Annotated in this window: 5 protein-coding genes; all 5 read right to left on the reverse strand. The window is 40.8% G+C overall.

What is annotated here, in order from left to right:
* Positions 1-398: 398 nt before the first annotated feature.
* The 5 genes from H6F62_RS07220 to H6F62_RS20885 all read right to left on the reverse strand — a co-directional run bounded on the left by H6F62_RS07220 (position 399) and on the right by H6F62_RS20885 (position 9,673).
* Positions 399-1,145: a Uma2 family endonuclease gene (locus tag H6F62_RS07220; protein WP_190371683.1), complete on the reverse strand. Its 747-nt coding sequence runs from the start codon at positions 1,143-1,145 to the stop codon at positions 399-401.
* Between the two features lie 98 nt (positions 1,146-1,243).
* Complete coding sequence (locus H6F62_RS07225; RefSeq protein ID WP_190371684.1) at positions 1,244-3,409, reverse strand: caspase family protein; 2,166 nt, start codon at positions 3,407-3,409, stop codon at positions 1,244-1,246.
* A gap of 76 nt (positions 3,410-3,485) precedes the next feature.
* Positions 3,486-4,667 carry a sulfate adenylyltransferase gene (gene sat / locus H6F62_RS07230; protein ID WP_137906629.1) on the reverse strand — a complete coding sequence of 394 codons (1,182 nt, stop codon included), beginning with the start codon at positions 4,665-4,667 and terminating at the stop codon, positions 3,486-3,488.
* A 251-nt stretch (positions 4,668-4,918) separates the two neighbouring features.
* On the reverse strand, positions 4,919-9,265 hold the full coding sequence (locus H6F62_RS07235) for an alkaline phosphatase (RefSeq protein WP_190371685.1): 4,347 nt from the start codon (positions 9,263-9,265) through the stop codon (positions 4,919-4,921).
* Between the two features lie 255 nt (positions 9,266-9,520).
* Entirely contained in the window at positions 9,521-9,673 is a 153-nt protein-coding gene (locus H6F62_RS20885) for a hypothetical protein (RefSeq protein WP_242025926.1), read from the reverse strand.
* Between the last annotated feature and the right edge of the window lie 262 nt (positions 9,674-9,935).

Genomic DNA, 9,935 nt, shown 5'->3' on the forward strand with positions numbered 1-9,935 from the left:
TTTTAATGATATGTATTCTCATTAAGCTTATTTCTCTTTAATTGATCGTTAGTTATTATGTACTACTATCTCTGCTTTTTTGATCTGTGACAGTTCAGGGTGCGGAATGTGGGTTATAAGACACAAATACACCTAAAAAACCTAACCTCCCTAACTCCCCCTAACCCTCTCCTTTTAGGAGAGGGAAAAGGAAAAACTTTTGTTACTGGGATGGGGGTTTCAAAACCTCTATCCTTTTTGACTTTCCAAGCATCCTCATTAGAGTTTTAAAATCAATCAATGATATTACAACCGAATGTAAGTGTAGCCTAGTAATCGCAACAAATTTATATTGTTTAATTCGTCTTGGGCTTCATTTACCATGACAATTGGGTATTTTTGCATGGGAATACTCTTAGTTATAAACCATCGGGTTCAATACCTAATTCCTTCAACCGTTGAGTTAAAATTGCTACTTTAATCTCTGCCTCATCAGCCCTTCGCTGTTCAGTTTCAGCTTTTTGACGTTCAGCTTCAGCTTTTTGACGTTCAGCTTCAGCTTTTCTAATTTCTTCTAAATTTGCTTCTTCTGGCGTAAGTATTAATCTACCCTCAACGGTAAAATACCTTAACCTATTTTCCAGCACTCCTAAATATAATCCTAATTCCTGACTCCAATACCAACCATTTTCTGAAGGACCAATACTTTCGTATTCATTTCCTACTAATCTCCAGCCTACCAATTCTAAGGTATTCGGGGAAAACCAAAAATACTCAGGAGTCCTAAATCGAGTTTGATACAATTCTTTTTTTAATCCTCTGTCTACTTTGGCTGTAGAATCAGAAAGTAATTCAATAATCAAATTCGGATATTTACCGTCCTCTTCCCATATTACCCAGGAAGCACGGGGACGTTTTTCCGTGTTTTTGACTAGGAAAAAGTCTGGACCTCTAAAGTCTCGATTTTTTAACTGTTGTCGACTATAGTAGATGCTGAGATTTGCACCAATGAAGAAATCTTCTTGATCGCGCCATAACCATTCTAAGCAAGTTACTAATATTAATAGTTGTGTATAATGTAAGGAGCTTTCCATTTCTGGTTCGTCGCTGAGTAGTTCCGTGCAATCTGGCATTAATGCTTCTATTTCTTGTGCGGTTAAAGCCATAGGTTTGATTTTGATAAGTTACTATCCTTAGTATTAACTATAATTCATCACCAAAAATTTTTATGGCACTGATCACCCAAATTACCAGCAAATGCTACTTAAACAACTTGAAAACTAAAGTTTAAACTTGCCCAATTATTGACATCTAAAATATAAGCATCAGTGGTAGTAGGGTTAATATCATCTTTAACTTTACTGCTGTGATGTAAGTCTTGCAATAGAGCTTGGGCAACTTTTAAAGGATTAACTAAAGGACTAATGGCTTGTTGATCTGTGGTAGGATATTTGGCAGTGGCTAAGGCTGTGAGAGTTTCCTTAAAGGGGTTTGTGCTGAGAATAATTTGGTGTTGACAAAAGGTAGAAAGTGTCGGAACTAACCAACCGGGTATAGGTTGATTATCTGGAATTTTGACGGTTTTGCCCGGAGGAATGAGGATTTCTGTTAATTGGGGTTTGTGAGGAGAAATGTTGTTTGGTGGAAAAACTTGCCAAGGATAAAAGGCAAAGGCACTTTGGTTATTATTTAAAGCTACTAGAATCAAGTATACAGGGCGATCGCTCAAATTTTCAATTCTATATTGCACCAGACTACCTACAGAAATTGTGGGAATAGCGGTGGGGGAATAACTGGGTCTGGGATAGGTTTTATCGCTATTAGCAGTTTCTACGGTTTCCCTAACCATGAGAATACGAGGTAAAATGTTATTAACAACCTCTAAAGTTGCCCTAACTGGTAAACGGGAAGTACCCTCATTTTCCGTAAGTTGCCATAATTTTGATGCTAACAGGGTAGAAAATTTTGGTGTTAATCGTTGCACTGCTACTTTTACAGCTTCATCAATTTCCCCTACGGTATTGGTAATTAGTTCACCACCCAGGGAAAAAACACCATAACGGCTGGGTATTTGGGAAACTTTACCAAAGACATAATCAGCGGTTTCTGTGCTGGTGACAATATTAGCCACATTGCTAATTCCTGAAAAGGCGCTGGTAGCATCTACCCGTTCAATTCTTTCTAAACCCTGATCTAAGGCAATATTCACATGAATATTTCTGGGTAATACGCGAACAGCTTCTTGTACTATTTGTCCAAGTGCTAATTTGATAATTTCTTTATCTACTTGGGCTTTAGCTATTAAACCAGTTCGGGATTTAATAATTAACTCTTCTCCAGTCTCCAGAGTTAAACGAGAATTTACGCCATAATTTGCTAGAACCAGGGGAGGTAATCCTCCTAACCATAATTTGATTGTTTTACCATCATCTTCTGTGGCTTTAACTATACCTACACCCCTAAAGTTATCAATCGGGAAATAATCAGCAATTACAGCATTTTCAGGATTTTTCCGCGCACTTAATAGGCTTGGTTGTTGTTTACCACCTAGCTTATATATAGAACTACCCAGATGAGAGAGGAGAACTTGTATTGTTTTTTGGGGAGTAGTTTCCCACAAATATTGAGTTAACGCATAAGTAAATAATCCCGCACTCCAACTAGGAAAAAGTAATTCTCCTGCTTGTTGATTTGGTTCTGAAGTGGCTTTAAGAATCAGGGCATTATTAATAGGTGATTTTTGATTTTTGAGTTGTGATAAAAACTCTAATTCTTCCGTTGCCAAAGTCAGAGATGATAATTCTGGACGAGTACGAATTTGCAAACCTGTGGATTTTAATTCACTGGAATGATAGTAACTAGTATCAAATACTGCTGTAACTTGATTTGTAGGTAGAGATCGCAATAATAGTAAGAGAGTTTCTTCTAGTAAATAGTTTACAGATTTTCCATCTCCTAAATTATTTTCATCAACGGGAAGTATAGCATTTTGTAATATTCCCGTGCTGTAGATCCCCGAATTCTTGAAGAAGTCAGGGATTTGATCATTTGTCTTCACGCGAGTACCATAACCTGAAAAATGGAAAATCACCACATCTTCAGGTTTGACTTGCTTACCCAAATGATCTACAAAAGCCGCTGTAATTAGGTCTTTAGTTGCTTGTTTGTCTGTTAAATTCAGAATATCTGCTGCTGCAAAACCAAAGCGATTAATTAACAGTTCTGTTTGCAATTCCACATCAGTGACACAACCAGCCAGGGCAGGACTTTGTGAATATTGATTAATACCTATCAAGAATGCTAACTTGCGAGATTTGGATTGTGCTAAAGCCTGGTAATAAGGATTGCCTAAACTTAACCACTCTTCTTGTGCTAGTCCTAATGCTGCTAAGGCGCAGCTAATTTCTTGTAAAAACTTACGCCGTTTCATAATTAACCATCAGACCCCAGCCCGTCAGTAATAGCTTAAAGGCTGAAGTCCATAGAGTCAAGTTTCTAGTCTTAATCTAAACTAATACAGGCGAAATTTGCATAGCCCGTGTTAATTCAGCAGCTACTTCTGGACGAGAAAATTCTGGTGGTGGTAATTCACCCCGACGTAACATTTCCCGCACCTTTGTTCCAGACAGATGAACCCGTTCTTCTGGTCTGCTGGGGCTGGTTTTAGTTGTAGCCATTTGTTTGGTGCGTGTGCAGTAAAAAGCGTGTTCAAACTTCATTGGCACAATTCCCAACTCTTCTGGCGCGAATTCATCGAATATATACTGAGCGTCATAAGTGCCGTAATAATCACCTACACCAGCATGATCCCGTCCGACAATAAAATGTGTACATCCGTAATTCTTGCGAACTAAGGCATGAAAAATTGCTTCTCTCGGACCTGCATAACGCATTGCTGCGGGATTAATTGCTAAAATTACTCTATCTAGGGGATAATAGTGTTCTAGCAGAATTTCATAACAACGCATCCGCACATCAGCAGCAATATCATCTTCCTTAGTTGCTCCTACCAGTGGGTGTAGGAATAGACCATCAACAGTCTCTAAAGCGCACTTTTGAATATACTCATGGGCCCGGTGGATAGGATTACGAGTTTGGAAACCGACAATTGTTTTCCATCCTTTGTTTCTAAACATTTCCCGTGCAGCAGCAGGATCAATTTGGTAGCTAGGAAAATGGGGATGAGAGTCCCGTTGTAATAACCAGATATCACCAGCCAAGTTAATAGAACCCTGATTATATACTACCTGCACGCCGGGATGTTTACGGTCGTCAGTGCGATAAACATTAATAGCTTCCCGTTGTTTGTCGTAAGCATATTTTTCGGTTAATGCCAACACCCCAATAAACTGCCCGCTGGGGTTATCCAGACGCACCAAATTACCTATTTCTAAACGGTCTGCCACTGCTGGGGTTACAGATAATGTAATGGGAATTGACCAAACAATATCGTTAGCTAACCGCATTTCTGTAACTACTCGATTGTAGTCTGCTTGGTTCATAAAACCAGTCAACGGACTAAAACCACCAATAGCAATCATTTCTAAATCAGAAACTGCTCGTTCATCAAGTTCCACACGGGGTAAAAAGTCAGCTTTGGCCAGAAATATTTCTCTTTGTGCTGCCGAAGCAACTCGGTTAATTAACTCTCCACCGTGGGGGGCATTTGCTTCTGGATGATAACTCAAGGTAATGTTTCCCTAATTGTTGCGAATTATGTATTAATTTATCAAATTTTTGTAGACATTGTTAAATTTTTGTGAAATTTTTGTGAAATTCTAATTTTTGGTTGCCAGTTGTTAGCTAGAGTCTTCTGCTTTTACTGCTAAAAAAGATTTTAGCAGTTTTTCAGTGTCAAACAAAAAAAGTGGGGGATGATAGCGCGATCGCACTATCATCCCCCACCTCAGAGTCACTGATTAAGTGAACCAATTACTCATTAAACAAGAGAGAAATTACTAGCAGTCAGAGTGGGAACAGTAGCGAGAATAGCAAACTCACCACCAGTACCAAAGCCCGCAGCCGCGCCATTTTGGTTGTAGTAAAGACTACCACTGCTAGAGCTATAAACAATCAGCCCGTTACTAGTACCCGCCAAAACATCATCTTCAACCACAGCAAACTCGCTTGCTACGCTGAATCCTTGACCGACAACACTGGTAACAGAAGCGAATACAGACTTACTCAACGATATTTGGTCACTACCGATACCAAAGTCTTGGATAGTATCTAGACCTTGACTAGCTACAGTAAACGCAGCATTCCCTGCAAAGCTGAAGACATCATTACCAGCACCACCAGTCAGAATGTCATTACCAGCGCCACCAACCAGAGTATCATTACCTGCACCACCGGTCAGAATGTCATTACCAGCGCCACCAACCAAGCGGTTATCTAGGTCATTGCCGATAATTCTATCTGCTCCAATGCCAGCAATCACGTTTTCAATGGTATTGGCGGCAGTTAATGTCAGTTTTGAACCATTAGCAACCAGGGTTTGAGTAGTGGTAACGCCTAGATTTAGGCGGATTGCTGCGGTTGTACCAGTGAAGTCAATGGTATCTTGACCACCTACTACTGCTTCTGTAATGGTGTCAGCACCGAGGCTAGTTGTGGTAATGGAGAACAAATAAGTATCATTTCCTGTACCACCCAGCAAACTGTCGTTACCCGCACCACCAATCAGGGTATCATTTCCTGTACCACCATCAAGGGTGTTATCACCACTGTTACCTGTGATGGTGTTATCTAGTCCGTTTCCAGTGCCGTTAATGGCTGTATTTCCAGTCAGGGTCAGGTTTTCTACATTTTCGCTCAGAGTGTAAGTAACAGATGATTGTACTAAATCTCTACCTTCACCATTTGCTTCCGTAATCACATCACCTGCGTTGTCAACAATATAAGTGTCGTTACCTGCACCACCAATCAGGGCATCTGCTCCAGTACCACCATTGAGGGTGTTATTACCACTGTTGCCAGTCAGGGTGTTATTGAGGGTATTACCAGTTCCATTCAGGTCGGTAGTTCCTGTAAGAACTAGGTTTTCTACATTGGTTGCCAGCGTGTAAGTTACAGATGATCGAACAGTATCTATTCCCGCATTAGCAGCTTCAGTAATGGTATTAGTTAAGGTACTAATGATATAAGTATCATTACCAAAACCACCTCGTAGAGTATTTGTTCCTGCACCACCATCAAGGGTATCGTTACCAGCACCAGCAGTAATAGTGTCATTGCCTGTGCTACCAGTAGCGTTGAGAGTTCCCAAGAAGGTAGCAAAATCGAAGCTCTCAAAGTTTTGAACTACCAGTCCAGAAATACCGCTTAATTGATTGCTAGTATTGGCAATATTGGCAACATTCAATGTTAAAGCGGTTGACGCTGTTCCTCCAGATATTACTAAGGTATCTGTGCCTATGCCACCATCGAAAAGGTCATTTTGTCCGGCGTTAGCAATAGTTGAAGTGATAGTATCATTACCTCCATTACCCAAAATTCGATCTGGGTTAGTAGTGGCTGTGAGACTATTGTTACCACTTGTACCATTGATTAGATTGTAGACACCAAACATGGTTTGGTACATGAGGTCATAGATTACGGTATTGTCCAAGGTGCTAGGCAACTTTTCGGCATTCATCCCATAGGCTTTGGCAACAATGCTACCGGGGAAATCAGGAGTACCGACCCAAGCTACACCGAAGTTACCCATCGCTCCATCTATGCTGCTTTTAGCTGCAAAGGGTTTCCAAGGTGCTTCTGCTGTACCTGTGCTGCCGTTAACACCATCCAAAACTGCCTGATTCGTATTAGTTGTAGTGGGGTTAACACGAATAAATGGCGCACTAGGCTCAGTATTTGCCAGTGCGGGGTTGTTGGGGGTAAAGTTGCCAGCGGGACGGGTGTAAGGCTCGAATTGGAATACTTGCAATCCGCCAGCATCGCTATCTGCAGCTGTAATCACCAAAGTATTAGGGTCTTGAGTGTTGACGTAATCCATGGCTACACCGATCGCTGCATCAGCCCGGCGAACAGCTTCAATAGTGCCAACTGCATTATTGTTATTCGCAAAGTTGTCGCTACCTTCCTCCTCCACTACCACAAAGAAACCATCAGAGTCTTGACTGAGGATTTTTAAAGACGCATCCAGCATCTCTGCCACCGTGGGCGCAGTAGCTAAATATAAAGGCTGAGGATTGGCACTATTGAGTCCTAGTGCTTCTTCAGTGCGATCATTAAAAGTGTGGTTAGCAGCAAAAACTCCCAGTAACTTCGTAGAAGCAGTCGCACTTGCCACAGCAGTATTCATTTGCTCTTCCGTGTAAACCACACTATAACCCAAAGACTTTGCTAAATCAATCAGGTTAGTAGTGGGGCGATCTTCAGCATCAGCAAAAGCAGCATCAATTTCGGCAGTAACGTGGAAGCCAGTAGTACCCTTAGGTAGTAGATAAACCTCACCCCCCGCCATGATGACTTGAGTGCCAGAGCGAATTACCTGTTCAGCAATTTCAGCCGTCTTCTCACGGGCGCGGATGTTATTGCCAACACGATTAGTAGTGGCAGCAGCAAAAGCGGCCGTTCCAGGCTCACCAATATGACCCGATTGAATAAGAGCAGTTGCTTTACCAGCAGCGATCGCCTCTTCCAAAATTGTGTAGCCAACTTTACCAGAAGCAGGAGTAATCATAGATTGGTCTTCATTCAAGCCAAAAGACTCATTGAACACCTTCACACCATTAGCATGAGTGACAGCCCCGGCATTGGAAGTACCAGTTAACTGGTTTTCCATGTGTCCTAAATAGACACCAGCATTTGACATCTTATCCCAGTTGAGCCTACCATCAGGACCTAAATCAACATTACGGGTTGTCATGTAGTGAGAAGGACTAGTACCATCTGGATGGATAAAAATCACATTCCCAGTTAACTTGGTAGCCTTGGGAGCAGGTGTGGGGTCAGGATTCCGAGATACCAATTCAACATTAAACAGAGTCTCATACATCAACTCATAAATCTTAGTATTGTCTAAAGTAGCAGGTAATTTATCTGCATTAAGACCATGAGCTTTAGAAACAATTGAACCACTAAAATCCGGTGTACCCGCCCAAGCAACACCAAACCCAAACACATCACCATCAGCATCAGTCGCAGCGACAAAAGGTAAAGTATTAGCTCCCGTTTGACCGTCTAAAGGTACATTGCGAGCAGTCGTAGTCGGATTATTATTAATATTACCTAAACTTGTTCCAGGAATACGAGGATCAACTACTTGTAAACCACCAGCATCACTATCAGCAGCAGTCACCATCAAAGTATTGGGATACTTATTAATAAAGTCCATTGCTACACCAATAGCCGCATCCGTACGGCGCAATCCCTCTAAAGTCCCAGCAGCATTGTTATTATTCCCGAAATTGTCCGTACCTTCCTCCTCCACAATAGTAATAGAACCATTCTGGAAATTAGGGTGTTTTTCCATCAACTTCTGAGTTACACTCAGCATCTCAGCAATAGTCGGTGCCGTAGCCACATATAATGGTAAATTGTTCGCCGCTAAAACCTCCTCAGGGCGATCATTAAAAGTATGAACAGGTGCAAATACACCCAACACTTTAGTTGGAGCTACAGGCAAAGCCAGCAAAGCATTGAGTTGGTCCTCATTGTAAACAACCGTATAACCTTTACTCTTTGCCAGTTCAATCAAGTTTTCCGTAGGGCGTATTAAAGAATTAGTGCTTAAAGCATCGAGTTGAGCCGCAGTACCGTGAAAACCATTTGTACCAACCGGCAAAAGATTCAGTTCACCACCACCCATGATAAAGTCAACACCTGAGTTAATTACCTGTCTGGCAATTTCCGCAGCTTGAGCGCGAGGTACAGTGATACTTCCATTAGCGTTAGTAATTTGCTGAGTCTTAGCAACAAAAGCAGCAGTACCAGGCTCATAAATCGCCCCAGATTGAACTAAAGCAGTAACCTTACCTGCATCTCTAGCTTCTTCAACAATAGTTTTGGTAGTCCCAGAAAGAGATGTAATCGCTAAATTCCCTAATTCATAACCAAAAGACTCCGCATAAACCTTAACACCCGTAGCGTGAGTCACAGCACCAGCATTAGATGTGCCGCCCAACTGGTCTTCCATATGACCCAGATACACACCAGCATTAGACATCTTGTCCCAATTCAACCGTCCATCAGGACCCTTATCTACAAATCTTGCAAAAGCATAATGAGATGGACTAGTTCCATCTGGGTGCATGAAAATAACATGATTACCTGTTGTCATAAAACCTCTTAATCGCTTAATTTAGTTTTTACAAGTAACACTTAAATAATCATACGTATGTTAAAAACAGCCACCACAACAAGTTAAGAACAATTTATCTATTTCCTAAATTTCTTGATTTTGATCATAAGTATTTATCTATATAATAAATTTCCAGCACCTTGCACAACTCACTAGTACAGTAGCAGCAATCATAAAAACAGTAAGTTATTTTAAAAAAATCCCACAGATTAAACTCTATAGAAAGTAGTACAATCATCCGTGATGCCAGTCGAGAATCACAGAAAAACATAACACCATAAAGCAAAAGTTCAAATAAATCTTGTAATCTACTTCATTCATAAAACCAGTCAACAGACTAAAACCACCAACAGCAATCATTTCTAAATCTCCAAACCACTCCCTCATCAACTTCCACACAGAGTAAAAAGTCAGCTTTAGCCAGAAATATTTCTCCTTATGCTGCCGAAACAACTCAATTAATTAACTCTCCACCGTCGGGCATTTGCTTCTGGATCATAACTCAAACTAATGTTTCCCTAATTGTTGCAAATTATGTATTAATTTATCAAATTCTTGTGAAATTCTAATTTTTAGTTGCCAGTTGTTAGCTAAAGTCTTCTGCTTCTACCGTTAAAAAAATTTAGCAGTTTTTCAGCATCAAACAAAA

The organism is Anabaena sp. FACHB-1391, from assembly GCF_014696755.1.
GTDB classification, from domain to species: Bacteria; Cyanobacteriota; Cyanobacteriia; order Cyanobacteriales; family Nostocaceae; genus Dolichospermum; species Dolichospermum planctonicum.